The 23143-nt window shown below is 32.0% G+C and carries 25 protein-coding genes; 17 read left to right on the top strand and 8 right to left on the bottom strand.

What is annotated here, in order from left to right; genetic code table 11:
* From secY to Ollyesu_RS08435, 12 genes are all read left to right on the top strand, one after another.
* The gene (secY, locus tag Ollyesu_RS08380) at positions 1 to 1350 is read left to right on the top strand and encodes a preprotein translocase subunit SecY (protein WP_279300778.1); all 1350 of its coding nucleotides are present in this window, start codon (positions 1 to 3) and stop codon (positions 1348 to 1350) included.
* Positions 1351 to 1361: 11 nt separating this feature from the next.
* The gene (infA, locus tag Ollyesu_RS08385) at positions 1362 to 1577 is read left to right on the top strand and encodes a translation initiation factor IF-1 (RefSeq protein WP_007094967.1); all 216 of its coding nucleotides are present in this window, start codon (positions 1362 to 1364) and stop codon (positions 1575 to 1577) included.
* Between the two features lie 4 nt (positions 1578 to 1581).
* Entirely contained in the window at positions 1582 to 1698 is a 117-nt protein-coding gene (ykgO, locus tag Ollyesu_RS08390; protein ID WP_013305171.1) for a type B 50S ribosomal protein L36, read from the top strand.
* Between the two features lie 2 nt (positions 1699 to 1700).
* Positions 1701 to 2075 (top strand): 30S ribosomal protein S13, encoded by a 375-nt coding sequence (rpsM, locus tag Ollyesu_RS08395; RefSeq protein ID WP_111659918.1) that lies wholly within the window; start codon positions 1701 to 1703, stop codon positions 2073 to 2075.
* 102 nt (positions 2076 to 2177) lie between these two features.
* On the top strand, positions 2178 to 2561 hold the full coding sequence (gene rpsK / locus Ollyesu_RS08400; protein WP_111659917.1) for a 30S ribosomal protein S11: 384 nt from the start codon (positions 2178 to 2180) through the stop codon (positions 2559 to 2561).
* Between the two features lie 189 nt (positions 2562 to 2750).
* Positions 2751 to 3356 (top strand): 30S ribosomal protein S4, encoded by a 606-nt coding sequence (gene rpsD, locus Ollyesu_RS08405; RefSeq protein WP_279300779.1) that lies wholly within the window; start codon positions 2751 to 2753, stop codon positions 3354 to 3356.
* A 97-nt stretch (positions 3357 to 3453) separates the two neighbouring features.
* On the top strand, positions 3454 to 4446 hold the full coding sequence (locus tag Ollyesu_RS08410) for a DNA-directed RNA polymerase subunit alpha (RefSeq protein ID WP_111659915.1): 993 nt from the start codon (positions 3454 to 3456) through the stop codon (positions 4444 to 4446).
* A 63-nt stretch (positions 4447 to 4509) separates the two neighbouring features.
* Positions 4510 to 4974 carry a 50S ribosomal protein L17 gene (gene rplQ / locus Ollyesu_RS08415; protein WP_111659914.1) on the top strand — a complete coding sequence of 155 codons (465 nt, stop codon included), beginning with the start codon at positions 4510 to 4512 and terminating at the stop codon, positions 4972 to 4974.
* A gap of 87 nt (positions 4975 to 5061) precedes the next feature.
* Positions 5062 to 6165 carry a glutamine-hydrolyzing carbamoyl-phosphate synthase small subunit gene (gene carA / locus Ollyesu_RS08420; RefSeq protein WP_279300780.1) on the top strand — a complete coding sequence of 368 codons (1104 nt, stop codon included), beginning with the start codon at positions 5062 to 5064 and terminating at the stop codon, positions 6163 to 6165.
* Between the two features lie 152 nt (positions 6166 to 6317).
* Positions 6318 to 7613 carry a phosphopyruvate hydratase gene (eno, locus tag Ollyesu_RS08425; RefSeq protein ID WP_279300781.1) on the top strand — a complete coding sequence of 432 codons (1296 nt, stop codon included), beginning with the start codon at positions 6318 to 6320 and terminating at the stop codon, positions 7611 to 7613.
* 180 nt (positions 7614 to 7793) lie between these two features.
* Entirely contained in the window at positions 7794 to 9080 is a 1287-nt protein-coding gene (locus Ollyesu_RS08430) for a citrate synthase (protein ID WP_279300782.1), read from the top strand.
* A 66-nt stretch (positions 9081 to 9146) separates the two neighbouring features.
* Positions 9147 to 10061 carry an arginine deiminase family protein gene (locus Ollyesu_RS08435; protein WP_279300783.1) on the top strand — a complete coding sequence of 305 codons (915 nt, stop codon included), beginning with the start codon at positions 9147 to 9149 and terminating at the stop codon, positions 10059 to 10061.
* A gap of 207 nt (positions 10062 to 10268) precedes the next feature.
* Here Ollyesu_RS08435 and Ollyesu_RS08440 read toward each other — a convergent pair whose 3' ends face one another.
* The 4 genes from Ollyesu_RS08440 to Ollyesu_RS08455 all read right to left on the bottom strand — a co-directional run bounded on the left by Ollyesu_RS08440 (position 10269) and on the right by Ollyesu_RS08455 (position 14753).
* Positions 10269 to 10889 carry a hypothetical protein gene (locus Ollyesu_RS08440; protein WP_279300784.1) on the bottom strand — a complete coding sequence of 207 codons (621 nt, stop codon included), beginning with the start codon at positions 10887 to 10889 and terminating at the stop codon, positions 10269 to 10271.
* Positions 10890 to 11021: 132 nt separating this feature from the next.
* Positions 11022 to 13298 carry a TonB-dependent receptor gene (locus tag Ollyesu_RS08445; protein ID WP_279300785.1) on the bottom strand — a complete coding sequence of 759 codons (2277 nt, stop codon included), beginning with the start codon at positions 13296 to 13298 and terminating at the stop codon, positions 11022 to 11024.
* Positions 13291 to 14190, bottom strand: coding sequence for a FecR family protein (locus tag Ollyesu_RS08450; protein WP_279300786.1), 900 nt, complete (start codon positions 14188 to 14190; stop codon positions 13291 to 13293). Before Ollyesu_RS08450 ends, Ollyesu_RS08445 begins: the two co-directional genes overlap by 8 nt.
* 47 nt (positions 14191 to 14237) lie before the next feature.
* Positions 14238 to 14753, bottom strand: a complete 516-nt coding sequence (locus Ollyesu_RS08455) for a sigma-70 family RNA polymerase sigma factor (protein ID WP_279300787.1) — start codon at positions 14751 to 14753, stop codon at positions 14238 to 14240.
* A gap of 205 nt (positions 14754 to 14958) precedes the next feature.
* On the opposite strand from Ollyesu_RS08455, the gene Ollyesu_RS08460 reads away from it, so the two are divergent.
* From Ollyesu_RS08460 to Ollyesu_RS08480, 5 genes are all read left to right on the top strand, one after another.
* Positions 14959 to 16944, top strand: coding sequence for a hypothetical protein (locus Ollyesu_RS08460; protein ID WP_279300788.1), 1986 nt, complete (start codon positions 14959 to 14961; stop codon positions 16942 to 16944).
* Positions 16945 to 17128: 184 nt separating this feature from the next.
* On the top strand, positions 17129 to 18457 hold the full coding sequence (gene ffh / locus Ollyesu_RS08465) for a signal recognition particle protein (protein ID WP_279300789.1): 1329 nt from the start codon (positions 17129 to 17131) through the stop codon (positions 18455 to 18457).
* A gap of 105 nt (positions 18458 to 18562) precedes the next feature.
* A complete protein-coding gene (locus Ollyesu_RS08470; RefSeq protein WP_279300790.1) occupies positions 18563 to 18961 on the top strand; it encodes a four helix bundle protein in 399 nt (132 codons plus the stop codon).
* Between the two features lie 41 nt (positions 18962 to 19002).
* Positions 19003 to 19893: a bifunctional 5,10-methylenetetrahydrofolate dehydrogenase/5,10-methenyltetrahydrofolate cyclohydrolase gene (locus Ollyesu_RS08475; RefSeq protein ID WP_279300791.1), complete on the top strand. Its 891-nt coding sequence runs from the start codon at positions 19003 to 19005 to the stop codon at positions 19891 to 19893.
* Positions 19894 to 19948: 55 nt separating this feature from the next.
* Positions 19949 to 20662: a TIGR02206 family membrane protein gene (locus Ollyesu_RS08480; protein WP_279300792.1), complete on the top strand. Its 714-nt coding sequence runs from the start codon at positions 19949 to 19951 to the stop codon at positions 20660 to 20662.
* A gap of 20 nt (positions 20663 to 20682) precedes the next feature.
* Here the strand turns inward: Ollyesu_RS08480 and Ollyesu_RS08485 are convergent, their stop codons facing one another.
* The 4 genes from Ollyesu_RS08485 to rluF all read right to left on the bottom strand — a co-directional run bounded on the left by Ollyesu_RS08485 (position 20683) and on the right by rluF (position 23141).
* Entirely contained in the window at positions 20683 to 20871 is a 189-nt protein-coding gene (locus tag Ollyesu_RS08485) for a hypothetical protein (protein ID WP_279300793.1), read from the bottom strand.
* A 62-nt stretch (positions 20872 to 20933) separates the two neighbouring features.
* A complete protein-coding gene (locus tag Ollyesu_RS08490) occupies positions 20934 to 21356 on the bottom strand; it encodes a VOC family protein (RefSeq protein ID WP_279300794.1) in 423 nt (140 codons plus the stop codon).
* Between the two features lie 14 nt (positions 21357 to 21370).
* Positions 21371 to 22318: a DUF4440 domain-containing protein gene (locus Ollyesu_RS08495; protein WP_279300795.1), complete on the bottom strand. Its 948-nt coding sequence runs from the start codon at positions 22316 to 22318 to the stop codon at positions 21371 to 21373.
* Between the two features lie 64 nt (positions 22319 to 22382).
* Positions 22383 to 23141, bottom strand: coding sequence for a 23S rRNA pseudouridine(2604) synthase RluF (gene rluF, locus Ollyesu_RS08500; RefSeq protein ID WP_279300796.1), 759 nt, complete (start codon positions 23139 to 23141; stop codon positions 22383 to 22385).
* Between the last annotated feature and the right edge of the window lie 2 nt (positions 23142 to 23143).

A 23143-nucleotide genomic window follows, 5' to 3' on the forward strand; every position in this document is an offset into this window, starting at 1 on the left:
ATGAAATTTATAGAGACATTAAAAAATGTTTGGAAAATTGAAGAACTAAGAAACAGAATCATAGTTACACTAGGTTTGTTATTAGTTTATCGTTTTGGAGCACAAGTAGTATTACCTGGTATTGATGCAGCACAATTAGAAAACTTACAATCTGGTACATCAGAAGGAATTTTCGGAATATTAAATGCATTTACTGGAGGCGCATTTGCTAACGCATCTGTGTTTGCACTTGGAATTATGCCTTACATTTCTGCTTCTATTGTAGTTCAGTTAATGGGTATAGCTATTCCTTATTTACAAAAACTACAAAAAGAAGGTGCTAGTGGTCAGAAAAAAATCACTCAAATCACACGTTGGTTAACAATAGCAATATGTTTGGTACAAGCTCCAGGATATTTAGCTAGTTTAGGTCCAATGTTTGGTATTCCAGATTCAGCATTTTTATTAGGTCAAGGTGGAATGTTTTATTTCTCATCTATTATAATATTAGTTACTGGATGTATCTTTGCAATGTGGCTGGGAGAAAAGATTACAGATAAAGGAATTGGTAATGGTATCTCATTATTAATTATGGTAGGTATTATTGCTACTTTACCTAAGTCTTTCTTACAGAATGCAGCATCAAGATTAGAAACAGGAAACAACGTAATGATGATTTTATTTGAAATCGTTATCTGGTTTGTAATTATACTGTTATCAGTATTGCTTGTAATGGCAGTACGTAAAATAGCAGTACAATACGCTAGACGTTCTGCAACTGGTGGATATGAAAAAAACGTATTTGGATCTAGACAATATATTCCATTAAAGCTTAATGCTTCAGGAGTAATGCCAATTATATTTGCTCAAGCAATTATGTTCGTACCTGGTTTAATAGGTGGATCTTCTTTATTAAAAGATACCTCTGCAGGATTATGGATGCAATCTAACTTTTCAGATATCTTCGGGTTTTGGTATAATTTAGTATTTGCATTATTAATTATCATATTCACATATTTTTATACTGCAATTACAGTACCTACTAATAAAATGGCTGATGATTTAAAACGAAGCGGAGGATTTATTCCTGGTATTCGTCCTGGATCTGAAACTTCAGAATATTTAGACAAAATTATGTCTCAAATAACCTTACCTGGTTCTATATTTCTTGCATTAATAGCTGTGTTCCCAGCGTTTATTGTTAAGTTATTAAATGTACAATCTGGTTGGGCTTTATTTTTTGGAGGAACCTCTTTATTAATCATGGTTGGAGTTGCAATTGATACTATGCAACAAGTAAACTCTTACTTGTTAAATAGACACTATGATGGCTTAATGAAAACCGGTAAAAACAGAAAAGCAGTAGCTTAATATTTTTAACGATGGCAAAACAAGCAGCAATAGAACAAGACGGAACAATAATTGAAGCATTATCAAATGCTATGTTTCGTGTAGAATTAGAAAATGGTCATATCGTGACTGCACATATCTCTGGTAAAATGCGTATGCATTACATAAAATTATTACCAGGAGATAAAGTAAAATTAGAAATGAGTCCTTATGATTTAACTAAGGCTCGTATAACTTATAGATACTAATACGATGAAAGTAAGAGCATCAGTAAAAAAAAGAAGCGCAGATTGTAAAATCGTGCGTAGAAAAGGTAGACTTTACGTCATTAACAAAAAGAATCCTAGATTCAAACAAAGACAAGGGTAATTATGGCAAGAATCGCAGGTGTAGACATACCAAAGCAAAAAAGAGGAGTAATCTCTTTAACTTATATCTACGGAGTAGGTAGAAGTAGAGCAAAAGAAATTTTAGCAGCAGCTAAGGTTGACGAAAGCATCAAAGTACAAGATTGGACAGATGATCAAATTGGAGCAATCCGTGACGCTGTTGGAACTTATACTATTGAAGGTGAATTACGTTCTGAAACTCAATTAAACATTAAGCGATTAATGGATATTGGATGTTACAGAGGTATTCGTCACAGAGTTGGTTTACCTTTAAGAGGTCAACGTACTAAAAATAACTCTAGAACTAGAAAAGGTAGAAGAAAAACCGTTGCTAACAAGAAAAAAGCAACTAAATAATAATTTGGTCTTTAGTATTTAGACGTTGGAAGGAATCTGTTTGAAATTATAAAAGGTTTAGGATTCTAACGACTATCAACTAAAACAAAGAACAATAATAATATGGCAAAGACAAGTACAAAAAAACGTAAAGTTATTATTGATGCTGTAGGAGAAGCGCATATCACTGCATCTTTTAACAACATCATTATTTCTCTTACCAATAAAAAAGGAGATGTTATTTCATGGTCATCTGCTGGAAAAATGGGATTTAGAGGATCTAAAAAAAACACACCTTATGCAGCACAGTTAGCAGCAGAAGATGCAGCTGAAGTAGCTAAAGAAGCTGGATTAAAAAAGGTAAAAGTGTATGTTAAAGGTCCAGGAAATGGTAGAGAATCTGCTATCCGTTCTATCCATAATGCAGGTATCGAAGTAACAGAAATTATAGATGTTACTCCATTACCACACAATGGATGTCGTCCTCCAAAAAGAAGAAGAGTTTAATCACGTTTTATTAAACGTGCTTTGAATAAAGCAACGCATAAAAATTAATATCATCTGCTATACAGATGATGTTAATTTTTTGTGTAAATTTGCAAACTGAAATTTAAAACAAGTATCAACAAGAGATTAACGATTATCGAAGGATAAGATTAAGACCTTAATTCATAATCACTCTTAAATCAATTTAAAATGGCAAGATATACTGGTCCTAAAACTAAAATAGCTCGTAAATTTGGCGAAGCTATATTCGGAGATGACAAATCTTTCGAAAAAAGAAATTACCCTCCAGGTCAACACGGAAACGCTAGACGTAGAGGAAAAAAATCTGAATACGCAATCCAATTAATGGAAAAGCAAAAAGCAAAATATACTTACGGTGTATTAGAGCGTCAATTCAGAAACATGTTCAAAAGAGCTACTGCAGCTCCAGGAATTACAGGTGAAGTTTTATTACAATTATGTGAGTCTAGATTGGACAACGTAGTGTATAGAATGGGAATTTCTCCTTCAAGAAGCGGAGCTAGACAATTAGTATCTCACAGACATATTACTGTTAACGGAGAATTAGTAAATATTCCATCATACCAACTTAAAGCTGGAGATGTTGTTGCAGTAAGAGAAAAGTCTAAGTCACTTGAAGCTATTGATAGATCTTTATCAAACTCAAGTAACGTATACGAATGGATTACATGGAATAGCGAGAAAAAAGAAGGAACGTATGTTTCTGTACCAGCTAGAATCCAAATTCCAGAAAACATTAATGAGCAATTCATCGTCGAATTATACTCTAAATAATAAATTAATAACATTGGTATTTAGCCAAAGGGTTTATTTGTACTTCTTCAAACTTATAAACCGCGCAACTAAATAACAATTAAAACGAAGAAAAACTATGGCAGTATTTAATTTTCAAAAGCCGGATAAAGTAATCATGATTGATTCTACTGATTTCGAAGGTAAATTCGAATTCAGACCTCTAGAACCAGGATATGGATTAACAGTAGGAAATGCTTTAAGAAGAGTTTTATTATCTTCTTTAGAAGGATTTGCTATTACATCGGTAAGAATAGAAGGAGTAGATCACGAATTTTCAACCATTGCAGGTGTTGTAGAAGATGTTACAGAAATTATCTTAAACTTAAAACAAGTACGTTTTAAGCGTCAAATTGATGATGTAGATAACGAGTCTGTTTCTATCTCAATTTCAGGTCAAGATAAAATTGTAGCAGGAGATTTTCAGAAGTTTATCTCAGGATTTCAAGTATTAAATACAGATCAAGTGATTTGTAACCTTGATTCTAAAGTAAACATCAACATGGAAATTACTATTGAAAAAGGTAGAGGATATGTTCCAGCAGAAGAAAACAAAAAAGCTTCAGCACCAATAGGAACTATTTTTACAGATTCAATTTACACACCAATAAAAAATGTTAAGTATAGCATAGAGAATTACCGTGTAGAGCAAAAAACAGATTACGAAAAATTAGTTTTCGAAATCCAAACCGATGGTTCTATCAATCCTCAAGATGCATTAACAGAAGCTGCAAAAACATTAATTCACCACTTCATGTTATTCTCTGATGAGCGTATCACTTTAGAAGCTGATGAAATTGCACAAACTGAAACTTATGATGAAGAGTCACTTCACATGCGTCAGTTGCTTAAAACTAAATTAGTGGATATGGACTTATCTGTTCGTGCTCTAAATTGTTTAAAAGCTGCAGAAGTAGATACTTTAGGAGACTTAGTATCTTTTAATAAAAACGATTTAATGAAGTTCCGTAATTTTGGTAAAAAATCTTTAACAGAGCTTGAAGAGCTAGTAAACGTTAAAGGTCTTAACTTTGGGATGGATTTATCAAAATACAAATTAGATAAAGATTAATTAATCATATTTTGCTCCCACGCTGGTAGTGTGGTTAGGTAGCAAGATGATAAAACAAATGTCATGAGACACGGAAAAAAAGTAAACCACTTAGGTAGACAAACAGCTCATAGAAAAGCAATGTTAGCAAACATGGCTTGTTCTTTAATCGAGCACAAACGTATTAACACTACAGTTGCAAAAGCAAAAGCTTTAAAGCAATTTGTAGAACCAATGATCACTAAATCTAAAAGTGACACCACTCACAATCGTCGTTTAGTATTTTCTAAGCTACGTCAAAAAGAAGCGGTTACAGAATTATTTAGAGATGTAGCAGCAAAAGTAGGTGATCGTCCAGGTGGATACACAAGAATTATTAAGTTAGGAAACCGTTTAGGAGATAACGCTGATATGGCAATGATCGAATTAGTAGATTATAACGACATCTACAATGCAGATAAAAAGCCTAAGAAAACGACGCGTAGAAGTCGTAGAGGAGGAAGCACTAAAGCAGTGACACCACCTGTAGCAACTAACGAAGAAGAATAAATGTTAATAAGCATTTAATATATAAAGGATAATCTATTTTAGATTATCCTTTTTTTTATGCAATTTTGTGAAACTTTTTAAAGAACTATGAAATACCAAAAACTAAAAAAAGCATTAATCTTATTGGAAGATGGCACTATTTTTCATGGAAAAGCAGTGGGTAAAGAAGGATCAGCATTTGGAGAAGTTTGTTTCAATACAGGAATGACTGGTTATCAAGAAATCTTTACAGACCCATCTTATTACGGACAACTTATGGTAACCACCAATGCTCACATCGGTAACTACGGAGTCAATGATAATGAGGTTGAATCAGATTCAATAAAAATTGCAGGTTTAATTTGTAAAAATTTTAGTTACGATTATTCAAGAGTAGATTCTAATGGATCTTTAGAAGATTTCTTAAATAAAAATAATCTTTTGGCTATATCTAATGTCGATACAAGAGCATTAGTAAGTTACATTCGTGATAATGGAGTGATGAATGCAGTAATATCTACAGAGGTTGATAACATTAATGGTTTAAAAAAACAATTAGCAGATATTCCATCAATGAATGGTTTGGAATTAGCATCAAAAGTTTCTACAAAAGATCCCTATTTCGTTGGAGATGAAAAAGCACCAATCAAAATAGCAGCTTTAGATATAGGTATTAAAAAGAACATTTTACGTAATCTAGTTAAAAGAGACGCTTACGTTAAAGTATTTCCATATAACGCTACTTTTGAAGAATTAAGCGCTTGGAATCCAGATGGTTATTTCTTGTCTAATGGACCTGGAGATCCAGAACCTCTAGTGGAGGCTCAAGCATTAGCAAAGGAAGTGATTAAAAGAGATTTACCTTTATTTGGAATATGTTTAGGGCATCAAGTCATTGCATTAGCTAATGGTATTTCTACTTATAAAATGCATAATGGACATAGAGGAATTAATCATCCAGTTAAAAACTTATTAACTGGTAAAGGAGAAATCACCTCACAAAATCACGGATTTGCAGTAAACAGAGAAGAAGCAGAAGCGCATCCAGATATAGAAATTACCCACGTACATTTAAATGATAACACAGTTGCAGGTTTAAAAATGAAATCTAAAAACGTGTTTTCTGTACAGTATCATCCGGAAGCTAGTCCAGGACCTCATGATTCTTCGTATTTATTTGATCAATTTATTGATAATATTAAATCCAATTAATATAAAAAAGACAACAAAACTTAAATTTTGTTGTCTTTTTTCTTTTACTAAAACGATATAGATAGAAATTTATGTATTTCTTCTGTAAAACCTATCTATAGCTAAAAATTTAACCTTAAATTTGAAATTAATAAACTAAAAATCACACATATATGAGTATTATAATTAATGTTCACGCAAGACAAATTTTTGATTCAAGAGGAAACCCAACTGTAGAAGTAGATGTAGAAACAGAAAATGGTTATGTTGGTAGAGCTGCAGTGCCTTCTGGTGCTTCAACTGGAGAGCATGAAGCAGTAGAGCTACGTGATGGTGGAGATACATACATGGGAAAAGGAGTGATGAAAGCGGTAGAGAATGTTAATTCTATATTAGCAGAAGAGTTGTTAGGTGTTAATGTTTTTGAACAAAATTATATTGATACCTTAATGTGTAACATTGACGGAACACCAAATAAATCTAAACTTGGAGCCAATGCTATATTAGGTGTGTCTTTAGCAGTAGCTAAAGCTGCAGCTGCAGAATTAGGAATGCCATTATATAGATATGTTGGAGGTGTTTCAGCTAATACGTTACCTGTTCCAATGATGAATATCATTAACGGAGGATCACATAGTGATGCGCCAATAGCGTTTCAAGAGTTTATGGTAATGCCAGTAAAAGCAAATAACTTTACGCATGCATTACAAATGGGTACCGAAATTTTCCACAATCTTAAAAAAGTTTTGCACGATAGAAGTTTAAGTACTGCTGTAGGTGATGAGGGTGGTTTTGCACCAAACTTAGAAGGTGGTACAGAAGATGCATTGGATACTATAAAAAAAGCTGTGGATAACGCAGGTTATACTTTAGGTGATGATGTTATGATTGCTTTAGATTGTGCTGCAGCAGAATTTTATGTAAACGGAAAATACGACTATACTAAATTTGAAGGCGATTCTGGAAAGGTTAGATCAAGCAAAGAGCAAGCAGATTATTTAGCAGAATTATCAAGAACATATCCTATTATTTCAATCGAAGATGGTATGGATGAAAACGATTGGGAAGGTTGGAAATATTTAACCGAGCAAATTGGTGATAAAGTACAATTAGTTGGTGATGATTTATTTGTAACTAATGTAGAAAGATTATCAAAAGGTATTGCATCTGATACTGCCAATTCAATTTTAATTAAAGTTAACCAAATTGGAACGTTAACCGAAACCATTGCAGCAGTAAATATGGCTCATAACGCAGGATATACTTCTGTAATGTCACATAGATCTGGAGAGACAGAAGATAATACGATAGCAGATTTAGCGGTTGCATTAAATTGCGGACAGATAAAAACTGGATCTGCATCACGTAGTGATCGTATGGCTAAATACAACCAATTATTACGCATTGAGGAAGAGTTAGGAGAAGTAGCTTACTACCCAAAAGAAAAGGCGTTTAAAGTGAAAAAATAACTCTTTTTTTAAATTATAATTTTAAAGTCTTTCAGGATTCACTGAAAGACTTTTTTCGTTATTCAGGTTTATAAATTTAAGCTATATCAAAATTGTTAAAACCATTATAAATAGGCTTTCTAAATCGTTATAGTTTTCGTAAATTTACAATCCAAAATAATATAAAATAAATCAATATATATGTCAAACAAAGCGACGCTTGAAATTAATGGACAAAAGCACGAGTTTCCTTTAATTGTAGGTACTGAAAATGAAATTGGAATAGATATAAAATCTCTTAGAGCAGTTACTGGAGGAGTAACTACTATTGATCCAGGATATAAAAACACGGGTTCTTGTGAGAGTGCTATTACTTTTTTAGATGGAGAAAAAGGAATTTTAAGATACAGAGGATATTCTATTGAAGAGCTAGCTGAAAAAGCAGATTTCCTAGAAGTTGCTTTTTTATTGATTTTTGGAGAATTACCAACTAAAGACCAATTACAAAAGTTTGAAGATGATATAAAAGCACAATCTGTGGTTGACGATGATATTAAGAAAATTTTGGACGCTTTTCCAAAGTCAGCTCATCCAATGGGTGTGTTGTCATCACTAACTAGTGCGTTAACAGCTTTTAACCCATCTTCTGTAGACGTCGATTCTGAAGAAGAAATGTATAAAAGCGTTTGTAAAATAATGGGTAAATTCCCAGTATTGGTTGCATGGACTATGCGCAAGAAAAGCGGTTTACCTTTAGATTATGGAGACGACAATTTAGGTTATGTAGAAAACATCCTTAAAATGATGTTTAAAAAGCCTAATCAAGAGTATACACAAAATCCAATTTTGGTTAATGCTTTAGATAAATTATTAATTTTACATGCAGACCATGAGCAAAATTGTTCAACATCTACTGTAAGAATTGTAGGTTCTGCACACACAGGATTATTTGCTTCTATTTCTTCTGGTATCTCAGCACTTTGGGGACCATTACATGGTGGTGCTAACCAAGCTGTTTTAGAAATGTTAGAAGCCATTAAAGAAGATGGCGGAGACACTAAAAAATATATGGCCAAAGCTAAAGATAAATCGGACTCTTTTCGTTTAATGGGCTTTGGACACAGAGTTTATAAAAACTTCGACCCAAGAGCTAAGATTATTAAAAAAGCTGCAGACGAAGTATTAGGTGATTTAGGAATTGAAGACCCAGTTTTGGATATTGCTAAAGGATTAGCAGAAGAAGCTTTAAGCGATCCGTATTTTGTTGACCGTAAATTATATCCAAATGTAGATTTCTATTCAGGAATTATTTATAGAGCAATGGGTATTCCTGTAGAAATGTTTACAGTAATGTTTGCTTTAGGTCGTTTACCTGGTTGGATTGCACAATGGAAAGAAATGCGTAACCGTAAAGAGCCTATTGGACGTCCAAGACAAATTTATATTGGAGAAAATTTAAGACCGTTCAAATCTGTTAACGAAAGATAAATTTTAAGACAAGTTATTATATAAAGCTTCATAAGTCATTATGAAGCTTTTTTATATCTTTACTTTATGCTACAATTAAACGTAAAAAACGAAACGTCAAGGCTTAGAGCTGTAGTTTTAGGGACTGCAGTTAGCAATGGTCCAACACCTAAATTAGAAGAGGCATACGACCCAAAATCGGCATTACATATTAAAGCAGGTACTTATCCTGTTGAAGCTGATATGGTTAAAGAAATAGAAGCAGTAGCTGCTGTTTTTAAAAAGTATGATGTCACAGTGTACAGACCAGAATTGATTAAAGATTGTAATCAGATTTTTGCACGTGATATTGCTTTTGTTATTGACGATGTATTAGTAAAAGCCAATATTTTACCCGATCGTGAAAACGAGCTAGAAGCCATACAATATGTCATAGATAAAATTAATCCAGAGAAAGTAATTCGTCCTCCAGAAGAAGTACATATAGAAGGCGGAGACGTGATGCTTTGGAACGATTATATTTTTATAGGTACATATAGAGGAGACGACTATGCAGATTATATTGTAGCTAGAACCAATCAAGAAGGTGTCGATTTTATTAAAAAAACCTTTCCGCATAAAAAAGTAAAGAGTTTTGATCTTAATAAGTCACAAACCAATCCTTATGATAATGCGTTGCATTTAGACTGTTGTTTTCAACCTATTGGAACCAATAAAGCTATATTACACAAAGAAGGTTTTAGAGACCAATCTGAGTATGAGTGGTTACTAAATTATTTTGGTGAAGACAATTGTTTTATTATCACAAAAGAAGAAATGTTTAATATGAATAGTAACATATTTAGTATTTCTGAAAATGTGATTATTTCCGAAAAAAACTTTACACGATTAAATTCGTGGTTGCGTAACAATGGATTTACAGTCGAAGAAGTCCCTTATGCCGAAATCGCTAAACAAGAAGGATTGCTGCGTTGTAGCACAATGCCTTTAATTAGGGATTAATTAAATTCCTTTGAAAAAAGGAATCTTATATATCGAAAAAAACACCTATTTTAGAAATTAAATAGGTGTTTTTTTTATGATTTCGTTGAACGTGTTTGTATATGGTTTAAACACTAAAGTTAGCAAATAAAAACCGAATAGAAAATCCGAGAGGATTTTCGTAAGTAGACTAGAACTAGCAATAAATTATTTACGGTGTTGTATGCTTTACTTAATATCAACAGTCAATTTGGTTAATTCGCCTTTTTCAATTATTCCATTTAAATTTTCGTCAATTAAAATTGCTAGATAAAAAGTAGATAATTCAGTTTCTCTCATTGAAACATCTTTATTATTTAGATACAATCGATTAATTTCAAATTCTAATTTTCGGTATTCTTTTTCAGTTTTTAATAAGTTCAGTCTTTTACTATCAGAGTTTTCATAATTCAAGTAATGATGTCCGCTATTATTAAAAATCAAACTTTCATATTTTCCACTAGTGTCAGGTGCCATTCCAGAACCAAGTTCAAAACAAGGTAAATCTTGAGTTTTCATTCCGACTTTAATTTTCTCCAAGTCGTTTGGGTCAATAAAAGCTCCAATCTGTGTAGCATAATATTTTTCAGTTACTGAATTATACTTTTTGTTATAAAATCTTAATGAGAATTGATCTTTATTTATCGCAATCGAACTAGTTCCTTTTGGGATGATTTTTTCATTCCCGTTTTGATAAAGAGTTATTTCAGCAGTTTTGGATTCATTCGTTGCGTTTTTCAGACTTTTACAAGATTGAGTCAAGACTAAAATTCCAATAATTAAAATATGAAGTTTATTTGTGTTATTCATTTTCTGGTATTGCTTACAACTTATATGATATAAAAATGTTTTAATACTTCGACAAGCTCAGAACAAGTGTTTTTTATCAGTCGTTCAACGAAGTTAGTTGAAAAAAATAACAAAATCAAACTTGCTAAATATCTAAAACTTAACCCTAAAACTAACATTTGGTGTTAGTCCCAACGATACGTTTTCTACTTTATTAACTTGACCGTTGTTATTGATGTAGTAGGTGTTTAAACTATTTTTTTGATCTAAAATATTCCAAATAGAGACTCCAGCTACTGCTTTGTAGTTTCCTAATTTAAATTGGTACGTTGCAGACACGTCTGTTCTTAAATAATCTGCTAATCGGCTACTGTTAGGTGCTTGATAATTTATGGTATTACCAGTTATTGGGTTGTTAGTATTAGGTTTTGTAAATGGTCTTCCAGAGTGCCAATTAATACCTAAAGCCAGTTTTAACTGCCTCCATTGGTAAGTACTACCATAATTAATTTGATGTTGCACATCAAAATTATTAGGAAATGGATTTCCGTTATTTAAAGCATTAAACGTGTAGTTATTACTACTATAACTGTAACTTAACCAAGAGCTAAAGGCATCAAGTTGTTTGTTAATAAGCACATCAATCCCTTTAATGTTATAACTACCAATAGCATTTAAAAACTGATACTGGTTTTGGAAACCTTGACTTCTACTAATTATACCATCTACTTGTTTAACATAGGCTTCTGCGCTAATCAGTAATTTATTTTTATTGTAACTTAATCCTAAACTGGCTTGTTTACTTTTAATAATTGGGATGGTATTTTTATTGGCTAAAACCCATCTTCGGGTTTCTACACCTAAAAAATCGTTTTGTAAATCTATAAGTTGTGAGGTACTTTGACTTTTATATTCAGCAGAAAATTCTGCTCTAAAATGCTCTAGAAAACGCTGACTTACATATACTCTAGGTTCTGTTGTAGAAATATTAAATTTTCTGAAATAATTATGTCGTAACCCTATTTTAATTAACGTGTTTTTATTTTTAGAGTTAAACACTGTTTCCGCGTAAGCGCTATAAGTACGAAGCACGCGTTTGATATCTCGTTTAAAAAAAGGCGAGTTAACCTCTTCTAAATTACTAATACCGACTTCGTCAAACTGAACACCTCCAAATAAAGATAATGCTGTGTTTAAATTATAGTCTGCGTCAATTTTTAATCCATTATTAATGACCTTATTTTCTTGTATCAAACGTTGGTTGTTAGCAATATCAAATTCTGAAGATTTTAAGTCGTAGTTAGAATAATACGCTTGTGCTGATGTCCTGAATTTAGAATTCCATAGTCGTTGATAGTGTAAACCAGAAGCACGATTTTGTTGTTTTAATTGATTGGTTTTATTCTGCGTATCTGTAGATTGGTTATTGTTTTTGTTATAATCTAACTGGTTAAACACATTAAATAATGTAAAACGTAATTTATCTTTTTGACCAATATCGTGCAATAATTTTAATGAAATATCACTAAATCGAAACGTTTGATTATTAGACGTAGACACTTGATTGTCTGTCACATCTGAATCTTGAAACACACGATTGAAATATTGATTGTAAGTTGGTGTATTTAATACATCAGTTATAGATCGTCGTGTTGCTAACTGTAATTGTGTGTGTTTTGCCAACGGAATAACTGCAAAGCCATCTGCTGTAATCATGTTTAAACCAAGTCCAGCACTAAATGCGTCGTTAGTATCATCAGACAATTGCATGTCGACAACACTTGACACACCATCTCCATATTTGGCGCTTGTTCCGTTTTTTATGATGTCTACATTTTTAGTTAAATACGGATTAAATGCAGAAATCAACCCAAAAAAATGACCAGATTGATACATTTTTATACCATCATACAAGATTAGGTTTTGGTCATGTGTACCACCTCTAACATTTATATTAGACACGGTTTCGTCAACACTCAAAACTCCAGGAAGTGCTTGAATGGTTTGTAACACGTCAGGTTCTATTAATCCTGGTAAAATCCCGAATAGCTTAGGTTTTATAGTGATGTTACCAGACTTATTTTTGCTAATTCCAGTTGTTAAATAGTTGGAAACAATAACTTCATCTAGGTTTTGAATAGAAAAACTATTAGCAATACTAGAAATTGTTATAAAGTGTGAGTCTAATATGTTGAATTTTAAAGTGGTCTGCGTTTCAAATTTTGTCAAGATAGTATCTAAATCGTCTTTAGTATCAAGCTCAACCATAACTCCTTTTATAGTTTGGTCTGCATAAGAAAAACTCACTTTAAATTGTTGTTCTACTATAGAAAGCGCATCAAGAAGTGGTAAAGTTTTATTTTGGGCATACGTAGAGAAGCTACTTAAAAATACAATTAAAAATAGAGCGATTTTTAACGATTTACTCACGCGTTAAAATAATAGTGTTATTAGTTTTTTTAAACTGTAATTGTAATGGTTCGGTTATAGATTTAAGCGCAATATTGATATCGTTGTGCGTAAATTTTCCCGAAAACAATGTACTAGTTTGTATAGTATTAACTTCAATTTTTACATTGTATTGTCTTTCAAATTCTGCTAATACTTCGCTTAAAGGTACGCTAATAAAACTACTTACGTTATTTAACCAGTCTGGTTGTGTGTTTTTAGAGGGTTGTGTTTCTATTATTTGTCCATCAATAATAACAAAAGAATCACCAGTCTTTAAATTAGTTTTTCCAGTGTTATAGTTAATCTGCACTTCGCCTTCAAAGCAATTTACTTCAAAATAATTTGGACGTTGTTTTATATTAAATTCTGTACCAACAACAGTGACTATACCAGCATCTGTCACGACCTTAAAAGTACTGCCTTGTGTGACTTTAAAAAAGGCTTCACCTGTTAGATTTATAGAACGATTAGTGGTGTTCCAATCGTTTTTATTAAAACTAATTTTTGATAATGCGTTTAAATTAACTTGGGAGTCATCTGGTAATTCTACCTGAGTTTTTTCAGCAAATTGAGTAGCAAAAGTAGTATCTAAAGTAGTTGTATAATAGTAAGTCCCAAAACAAATAGCTAAAATAGCTGCCACTTTTAATAGAGGTTTTATCCAATTAATTTTTGTGGATTTTTTAGCTTCAATTTTGGATAAAACGGTTTGTAAAGCGTCATCAGTATTATACTCTGGTGCTTTAAAACCTTGGCTATAGTCTGATAATTTAACCAAAGCCTCATAATCTTCAAGCGCTTTAAAAGCTTCAAGTTCTTGCGGACTCAGGTCATTATCCAACCATTTTAATATTAATTCTTCTTTATTCATTAGTATGTAATTCAGATATATAACAGTTAGGTTTAAATATTTCCTACCTATATACCTTCTATTTCTTCTCTTAATTTTTTTAAAGCACCATAAATTCGTTTTTCTACCGCTTTAGTGCTAATGTCTAATAACTGTGCAATCTCTTTAAAGCGTTTTCCTTCTACACGATTCATTAAAAAAGCAATACGTTGTGCTTCTGTTAAATTAGCAATTGCCTGTTCTAATTTTTTACGATACTCGTCTTCCTGCATTAAAAATTCCGGAGACTCATTGGTCTGATTAGTGCGTTTTAGTTTTTGATGTTTTAGTACTACTTTTTGATGCGCAGCTTCATTTAACATTAAATTATTAGCAATAGTAAATACATAACTTTTGGCTTTATCAGGACTCACTTTTTTACAGTTTTCCCAAAGTTTAATAAAGGCTTCTTGCGCTTTGTCTTCTGGATTTAACCTATCTCCAAACTTATAATACAAAAAGTCATGAAGGTTTTTGGCGTGTCGCTTAAAAAACGCTTCAAATTTTATTTTATCACAAATATTATCGTGTAACGATTGAGCCATACATGTTTTAATGTATTGCAAAATAGAAATATTTTTTTTGAATATAGGGTAGGAATTTTTTAAAAAGAGATGTTTTATTAATGAAGACTAAAAAATAGCTATGAAAAAGATTTTTCGTCTTCATTAAACAACCCAAACTCAAAACCAAATAGTTATGACTATTAAGAAATTCCTTTTTTTGTCCCTAAGCGTATTAACTGTTTTAATGTCTTGTCAAAACGAAGAGACCAACATTGCAAATCCACAACAAGACGATATTATTGATAGCAATTCGCTAACTGCCAATTTAATGACCAGAACTGCTTTAAATGATGGCTCGACCGATAACATTATTGATTATGCCAATTGCTTAGAAGTTGTATTACCTGTAACAGTTACTGCAAATGGAGTTACTATTACCATAGAAAGTTATACAGATTATAATGCATTAGAAGCACTCTTAGATGCTTTTACAAATGATGAAGATGAAGTAGAAATCACGTTTCCTATTACTGTAATTTTAAACGATTATACAGAACTAGTCATTAACAATCAAGCAGAATTAGAAGCTCAAATAGAAAATTGTAATGGCGAAAATGAATACGATGATGATATCGAGTGTATCGACTTTCAGTATCCTATAAGTTTCTCAATTTACAATACAGATTTTCAAGTTATTGAAACCATAACTATTAATAACGATGAAGCCTTGTACAACTTTTTACAATCTTTAAATGGACCTGTTTTAGCAAGTCTTAACTTTCCAGTAACCTTAGTTTTGGCTAATGGCGAAACTATTGAAGTAAATAGCAATCAAGAATTAGAAGTAGCTATTAGTGACGCTGAAGATGATTGTGATGAGGATGATGATTACGATTATGATGATGACGATTGTAATGAAGAATCTATTGAATTAGCGTTAAAGGAGTGCTTATGGGAAATTACAAGCTACAATACAACAGATTATTTTAATGATTACTACTTAGATTTTAATGCTAATTATGAGTTTACAGTAACTTATAATGGCAATATTTTACACGATGGGACTTGGGCTGTAAGTGAGAATAGTGTAGGTGAGTTTGTATTAGACTTTGGAACCAACTGGCAAGATTTAAATGGTGCTTGGGTTATAGAAAACTGTAATGATTTGGATGAGTTTAATTTATACAATATGAGCATACAATCTACAATGCAAATTGAACAAGTATGTGATGTTAACTCAAGTTCTTTAGGTTGTTTGGAAGCTAATGCAATAGTATTGTGTGATGAAAATAATGATGGTGTTGAAGTTTTTAATCTGTATGAGGGATTAAGTAATATTGACGGTTGTACAATCAATAGTGCAGTTGTTGTTAGTTACCATATGACATTATCAGACGCTGAGACAAATATAAATCCTATTCCTAGCGTGACATCCTTTACTAATACTGTAAATCCGCAAGTCGTATATGTTAGAGTAGAGGTTTTAAATAACCCTAGCCAATTTGAGATTTTAGAAATAGAATTAATTTTAGAGGACTGTTCAATGTCAACCTGTACGGAAGGAGATGTTGACGGTACATTACAAAATTGCGAATGGACATTTACAAGTTATGCAGGAAGTGATTTTGGTATGTTTAATATAAACTTTACAAGCTTGACAGATGCAGTTATTTATATGCCAAACGGAAATGAAGAATATACCATGAATTGGTCTACTTCTCAAGGTGCCAATGGAGTAGAAGTAACATTTTCTAATATTTCTGGAGGTAATGTACAGGTTTTAAATGGAACGTATATAGTAGTTGAATGTACAGGAGAACAACTAATTTTGCATGATGTAAGTAATAGTAATAATGAAGTAGTTTTAGATATAGATTGTACAGGTAATTCGTCGTCATGTACAGAATCTGACGTAGAAACTTATTTGCAAAATTGTATATGGAATACCGTAAACTTAGATGGAAGTGATAGTCTAATACATTTTGATTTAGACTTTAACGCTAATAATGATTTATCGATAACCAACGCAACAACAAATCAAACTTACTCTGGTTATTGGAATGTATCAATTACAGCATCAGGAAGTATTTTGTTAGAATTAGCAAATATAAATGGTCCTAACATTCAAGCAATATCTGGATATTGGGATGTAGTAGAATGTGATTCAGATAGATTACAATTTACAAACGATAATAATGCCATATTTGTTATTGAGCAAGATTGCAATTAAAATTTAGTTTTAGTTAAGTTTGATTATTAATTAATATTAAAAGGTTGCTAATTTTAGCAGCCTTTTTTTATGGAATTATTTGTAGGCTAAACTTCGTAAATACGCATCAAATTCCTATTTTTGCCAATCATAAACAACGAGTCAGACTAGTTACTACTTACTGACTACTGAACACTAAATAAACATGTTTAATAATTTAAGCGAAAAGTTAGATAAAGCGTTACACGTATTAAAAGGACACGGTAGTATTACAGAAGTAAACGTTGCCGAAACCTTAAAAGAAGTACGTAGAGCACTTTTAGATGCCGATGTTAACTTTAAAATAGCTAAAGACTTTACCAATAGAGTAAAAGAAAAAGCACTTGGTCAAAACGTATTAACGACGTTACAACCTGGACAATTAATGGTTAAAATTGTTAAGGACGAATTAACCGAATTAATGGGTGGTGATGCAGAAGGAATTAATCTGTCTGGTGCGCCAACTGTAATTTTGATGTCTGGTTTACAAGGGTCTGGTAAAACCACGTTTTCTGGTAAATTAGCTAACTTCTTAAAAAACAAAAAAACAAAAAAACCTTTATTAGTAGCTTGTGATGTGTATCGTCCAGCAGCAGTTGATCAATTACATGTTGTAGGAGATCAAATAAATGTTGAGGTTTATAGTGATAAAGGAAATACAGACCCAGTAGCCATCGCACAAGCAGGTATTGCTCATGCCAAGCAAAATGGACATAATGTAGTGATTATAGATACAGCTGGTCGTTTAGCAGTTGATGAAGCTATGATGACCGAGATTTCTAATATCCATAAAGCTATTCAACCACAAGAAACCTTGTTTGTTGTGGATTCTATGACAGGTCAAGATGCAGTGAATACTGCAAAAGCTTTTAATGATGTGCTTAATTTTGATGGTGTTATCTTAACCAAATTAGATGGTGATACACGTGGTGGTGCAGCAATTTCTATTAAATCTGTAGTTAATAAACCAATTAAATTTATTGGTACAGGAGAGAAAATGGAAGCCATCGATATTTTCTATCCTTCTCGTATGGCTGACCGTATTTTAGGGATGGGAGACGTGGTGTCTTTAGTAGAACGTGCTCAAGAACAGTTTGATGAAGAAGAAGCAAGAAAATTACAAAAGAAGATTGCTAAAAACCAATTTGGTTTTGATGACTTCTTAAAGCAAATCCAGCAAATCAAGAAAATGGGTAATATGAAAGACCTTATTGGAATGATTCCTGGAGCTGGAAAAATGATGAAAGGTATAGATATAGATGATGATGCGTTTAAAGGTATTGAAGCTATCATCCACTCTATGACACCAAAAGAGCGTACCAATCCCTCAATAATTGATGCGAGCAGAAAAAAGCGTATTGGTAAAGGATCTGGTACATCTGTCCAAGAAGTTAACCAGCTACTAAAACAATTTAATCAAATGAGCAAGATGATGAAGATGATGCAAGGTGGTAAAGGAAAAGCAATGATGAATGCAATGAAAAACATGAGGTAAACAAAACTCAGTTTTCAGTAGCAGTCTCAGCTTTTCAGTCTTACTCAAAATTGCTTACTCTAACTTTAAAATAGTTAAGTTTAATAATTAGATAAATATTATAGTATGGATTTCAAAAATTTAATAGCCTACCAAAAAGCGTTTGATTTGGCTATGCAAATTTTTGAGGTTTCCAAATCATTTCCTTCAGAAGAAAAGTATTCACTTACAGATCAAGTCAGAAGAAGTTCGCGTTCAGTTTGCGCAAATATGGCTGAAGCATATAGGAAAAGGAGATATTTAAAGCATTTTATTAGTAAATTAACAGATTGTGATGGTGAAAATTCAGAAACGAATACTTGGTTAGATTTTGCTTTAAAATGCAATTATATTTCAAAAGAAGAACATGTAAAGTTGACTAATCAATCTACAGAAATCGGAAAGCTGATAAATTACATGATAAATAATCCAGAAAAATTTGGAGTAAACATCAAAAAACAGATAAAACCAAAACCGCAAGAGTAAGAAAACTGTAAACTGCAACTGCGACTGAAAACTAAATAAGAATGATAATACTAGACGGAAAAAAAGTTAGTAACGACATTAAAAACGAAATCAAAGCTGAGGTTGACAAAATGAAGGCTAATAATGAAAAAGTTCCTCATTTAGCAGCAGTCATAGTAGGTAATGATGGCGCAAGTTTGACTTATGTAGGTAGTAAGGTTAGAGCTTGCGAGCGTGTTGGTTTTGAATCTACTATGGTGAGATTGTCCAATACTACTAGCGAAGTGGAGCTGTTAGATAAAATTGAAGAACTTAATAACAACGATGATATAGATGGTTTTATCATTCAATTGCCATTACCTCCACAAATTAATACACAAAAAGTTTTAATGGCTGTGCATCCAGATAAAGATGTTGATGGGTTTCATCCAACTAATTTTGGTAAAATGGCATTAGATATGTCCACTTTTATTCCTGCTACTCCATTTGGGATTTTAGAATTATTAGATAGATATGATGTTGATACTAAAGGTAAGCATACAGTTGTGATTGGACGTTCGCATATTGTAGGTCGTCCTATGAGTATTTTGATGGGTCGTAAAGGATTTCCTGGAAATTCTACAGTTACATTAACCCATAGTCACACTAAAAATATCACGCAAATTACAAGTCAGGCAGATATTATAATTTCTGCGTTGGGTGTTCCAAACTTTTTAAAAGCAGAGATGGTTAAAGACGATGCAGTTATAATTGATGTTGGAATAACACGTGTACCTGATGACTCTACAGAAAAAGGATATCGTATTACTGGTGATGTAGATTTTGAAAATGTAAGTAAAAAAGCTAGTCATATTACTCCTGTTCCTGGTGGAGTTGGACCAATGACCATCGCGATGCTACTTAAAAATACATTATTAGCAAGAGAACGTCACAGAAAAGGATATAAAGAATAAATACAATTTAATTACTTATTTTTAAAACCTGAAACTTATCGTTTCAGGTTTTTTTATGCAGATATTATCAAGAGTTCAATTTGGAAGCTTAGAGCATGTGTTGCCTGTTATTTTGGCTATTGTTTTTTGTGTTTTGTTGTTTAATTATGCCAAATCAAAATCTGAAACAACCAAGCGTTTAATTTTTAAATATTTAGGTGTTTTTGTTTCGGGATTTATAGTTGTATTTCATATCTATCAAATAGGTTTTGGGACTTATAATTTTAAGACCGATTTACCCTTATTCTTATGTAGTTTTATTGCACTGTTTATATGGGTTTTCACAATCACTCAAAAATATATTCTTTTTGAAATTTTACTATTTTGGATTATTGCTGGAACGTCTCAAGGTGTGATTACACCAGATATTTCAATAGGATTTCCAAATTTTGAATACTTCAGATACTGGGTGGTTCACCTTGGGTTATTAACAATTATCGTTTATGCAATTGCAGTTTTAAAAATGACACCGACAATAAAAAGTGTATTTAAATCTTTTTTCACGTTACAAATATATGTAGTAATTATATTGGCTATTAATTATAGTTTAGGAACTAATTATTCTTATTTAAATAGCAAACCTATTTCAGGTTCAGTTTTAGATTATTTGGGAGATTGGCCTTATTATATTATAGTAGTTCAGTTGATTTTGATACCGCTTTTTTTACTAATTTATTTTCCGTTTTATTTAGTCAAAAAAAAGAGTCTCAATACTATTGAAACTCTTTAAATTATTCTTTTTAAATGTTATTAAGAATCTGCAGGTTGGTCTTTTCTGTATTTCAACATAGATACACCAGCTATAAAAAACACACCACCTAAAATGGTTAGTGCCCAAGGATTTAGTGATGTCATATCGTTTCCAAAGACACCTAATACACCTAGTGTTAATGCAATCATTCCACCTATTGTTAGGATAAGCGCTAAAATTTTAATCATAGTCTTAAAAAAAATTAGTTAGTAGTTATAAAAATAAACAATTTTTAATTAATGGTTTAAAATTACTTGGCAAACAATTGTGACTGATCTTTAAAGGCTTTAAACTCTAATGCATTGCCTGCTGGATCATTAAAAAACATGGTTTTCTGCTCACCAACCAAACCTTCAAATCTAATATAAGGTTCTATGATAAAGTTGATGTTTTTAGATTTTAAATGGGTTTCAAAATTTGTGAAAGTCTCCCAATCTAAAACCACTCCGTAATGTGGTACAGGGACGTGTTTTCCATCTACTTCATTTGCTGCTTTATCTTCAATAGATTGTGCTTTGTTATGAATGACTAACTGGTGCCCAAAAAAATTAAAGTCAACCCAGTGATCACTACTTCGTCCTTCTTCGCAGTTTAAAATATCTCTATAAAATATGCGACACTCTTCTAAATTATGAACAGGAATTGCTACATGAAAAGGTGATAGTTTACTCATTATTGTATTTATTATTAGTTTACTTTATTCCAAATATCTAGAAATATTTTCCAATCATCTCCTGTTTTTTTCCAAACTATAACATATTTTCCTTTCCAAGATACTTCTTCATTTTCTTGAGTTCTTGTTTTTCCTTCATAATAACCATAATCGTAAGCATAGTTCCCTTCAACTTTAATCTCTGTTGGAGTTACTTTGTGTGATATAATTTTGACACCTTCAGGTAGCATCCAATATTTTTTAATGGATTCTTTGCTAGAAATAATATTAATATTGTTAGGGAAAATTTTACCGTCATCCGTATATTTATTAGCTAAAGCATCTATATCGCCTTCCATATAAGCTTTAGAAAACGCTATTGTGTTTTCTTTAATGATATCAATATCAGATTTGGTTTTATCTGCTCTTTTACATTCAATTTTCCAAGTAGGATATACCGTTTTTTCAGTTTTGTCAACCCATTCACCAATCCACTTATATCCAGAAGAATTTATATCATAAAAAGTAAGTCTGTAGAATCCTTCCATTCCATTTGGTGCTTTTTGCTTGCGATATAAAACTATCTTGTTGTCTTCAGTTTTATTCCCTTCCCAAGTAGAAAGTGTTGTTGTTGGGTTTTTTGAGGAATAATAATGGACATACCATTTACTACTATCTGCAATGTACTGTCTAATACTTCCTGAATGTGCACCATCTTCTTTTAAGGTTTCGTCTTGGACAGCATTACCATTCATTATATACTTCCAATTCCAAACCATATTTTGTGACTCAGCCCAACTACCATCTTTATTTCTTGCAGTAGATTTACAATTGCATGAACCTATTAAAGGTTGAAAATCTTTTATTTGTTTCGGAGCATCAGGATGTGCTTTTCCATATGGGAAATCTGTCGAAGGTTCATTTTCTGTTTGTGAGTATGCAGAAAGGCTTAGACATAAAAACAATATGAGAGGATATTTCATAATTAGTTGGTTTGTAATAAAAATACTTATGAAATATGTAATTTATAGGAAGATTAAGATTTAATTAACGTCTTTTTTTAGTTTGTCTTTCCTCATAAGTTTTTGTAGAATCCTCCAATAATAAGTTTAATGTTTTCAATTCAGTATCTGTAAATTCTCGGTATTTGCCAATAGGTACATCCAACTTTATATTCATGATACGTACTCGTTTTAAGGACGTCACTTCATAAGTTAAATATTCGCACATACGTCTAATTTGCCTGTTTAAACCTTGCGTTAGTATTATACTAAAGGTATGAGAATCTATCTTTTTAACCGAACATTTCTTTGTGGTTTTGCCTAAATCTTCTAAATAAATTCCTCCAGACATTCTTTTAATAAAGGTTTGAGAAATTGGTTTATCTACTGTGACAATATATTCTTTTTCGTGATTATTACTAGCTCTTAATATTTTATTGACTATATCACCATCGTCCGTTAAAAAAATTAAACCTTCACTAGGTTTATCTAAGCGTCCAATCGGGAAAATGCGTTTTGGGTAATTTATAAAGTCAATAATATTATCTTTTTCTACACTGGTATCTGTTGTGCAGACAATGCCTACAGGTTTATTAAAGGCTAAATAAACAGGTTTTTCAGTGTTGTTTTTAATGATTTCTCCATCAACTGCAACAATATCTGTTGGGCTTACTTTAGTACCCATTTCTGGTATAACACCATTAATAGTAACACGTCCAGCTTCAATGAGTTTATCCCCTTCACGTCGCGAGCAGTATCCAGCTTCACTTAGATATTTGTTAAGTCGTGTTAGTTTAGTTTCCAAAA

The sequence above is a fragment of the Olleya sp. YS genome, assembly GCF_029760915.1.
Classification (GTDB): Bacteria; Bacteroidota; Bacteroidia; order Flavobacteriales; family Flavobacteriaceae; genus Olleya.

Bases quoted from the DNA above. Each gene is read 5' to 3' on its own strand.
- secY (WP_279300778.1), top strand. From the start codon at position 1: ATGAAATTTATAGAGACATTAAAAAATGTTTGGAAAATTGAAGAACTA.
- infA (WP_007094967.1), top strand. From the start codon at position 1,362: ATGGCAAAACAAGCAGCAATAGAACAAGACGGAACAATAATTGAAGCA.
- ykgO (WP_013305171.1), top strand. From the start codon at position 1,582: ATGAAAGTAAGAGCATCAGTAAAAAAAAGAAGCGCAGATTGTAAAATC.
- rpsM (WP_111659918.1), top strand. From the start codon at position 1,701: ATGGCAAGAATCGCAGGTGTAGACATACCAAAGCAAAAAAGAGGAGTA.
- rpsK (WP_111659917.1), top strand. From the start codon at position 2,178: ATGGCAAAGACAAGTACAAAAAAACGTAAAGTTATTATTGATGCTGTA.
- rpsD (WP_279300779.1), top strand. From the start codon at position 2,751: ATGGCAAGATATACTGGTCCTAAAACTAAAATAGCTCGTAAATTTGGC.
- Ollyesu_RS08410 (WP_111659915.1), top strand. From the start codon at position 3,454: ATGGCAGTATTTAATTTTCAAAAGCCGGATAAAGTAATCATGATTGAT.
- rplQ (WP_111659914.1), top strand. From the start codon at position 4,510: ATGAGACACGGAAAAAAAGTAAACCACTTAGGTAGACAAACAGCTCAT.
- carA (WP_279300780.1), top strand. From the start codon at position 5,062: ATGAAATACCAAAAACTAAAAAAAGCATTAATCTTATTGGAAGATGGC.
- eno (WP_279300781.1), top strand. From the start codon at position 6,318: ATGAGTATTATAATTAATGTTCACGCAAGACAAATTTTTGATTCAAGA.
- Ollyesu_RS08430 (WP_279300782.1), top strand. From the start codon at position 7,794: ATGTCAAACAAAGCGACGCTTGAAATTAATGGACAAAAGCACGAGTTT.
- Ollyesu_RS08435 (WP_279300783.1), top strand. From the start codon at position 9,147: ATGCTACAATTAAACGTAAAAAACGAAACGTCAAGGCTTAGAGCTGTA.
- Ollyesu_RS08440 (WP_279300784.1), bottom strand. From the start codon at position 10,889: ATGAATAACACAAATAAACTTCATATTTTAATTATTGGAATTTTAGTC.
- Ollyesu_RS08450 (WP_279300786.1), bottom strand. From the start codon at position 14,190: ATGAATAAAGAAGAATTAATATTAAAATGGTTGGATAATGACCTGAGT.
- Ollyesu_RS08455 (WP_279300787.1), bottom strand. From the start codon at position 14,753: ATGGCTCAATCGTTACACGATAATATTTGTGATAAAATAAAATTTGAA.
- Ollyesu_RS08460 (WP_279300788.1), top strand. From the start codon at position 14,959: ATGTCTTGTCAAAACGAAGAGACCAACATTGCAAATCCACAACAAGAC.
- ffh (WP_279300789.1), top strand. From the start codon at position 17,129: ATGTTTAATAATTTAAGCGAAAAGTTAGATAAAGCGTTACACGTATTA.
- Ollyesu_RS08470 (WP_279300790.1), top strand. From the start codon at position 18,563: ATGGATTTCAAAAATTTAATAGCCTACCAAAAAGCGTTTGATTTGGCT.
- Ollyesu_RS08475 (WP_279300791.1), top strand. From the start codon at position 19,003: ATGATAATACTAGACGGAAAAAAAGTTAGTAACGACATTAAAAACGAA.
- Ollyesu_RS08480 (WP_279300792.1), top strand. From the start codon at position 19,949: ATGCAGATATTATCAAGAGTTCAATTTGGAAGCTTAGAGCATGTGTTG.
- Ollyesu_RS08485 (WP_279300793.1), bottom strand. From the start codon at position 20,871: ATGATTAAAATTTTAGCGCTTATCCTAACAATAGGTGGAATGATTGCA.
- Ollyesu_RS08490 (WP_279300794.1), bottom strand. From the start codon at position 21,356: ATGAGTAAACTATCACCTTTTCATGTAGCAATTCCTGTTCATAATTTA.
- Ollyesu_RS08495 (WP_279300795.1), bottom strand. From the start codon at position 22,318: ATGAAATATCCTCTCATATTGTTTTTATGTCTAAGCCTTTCTGCATAC.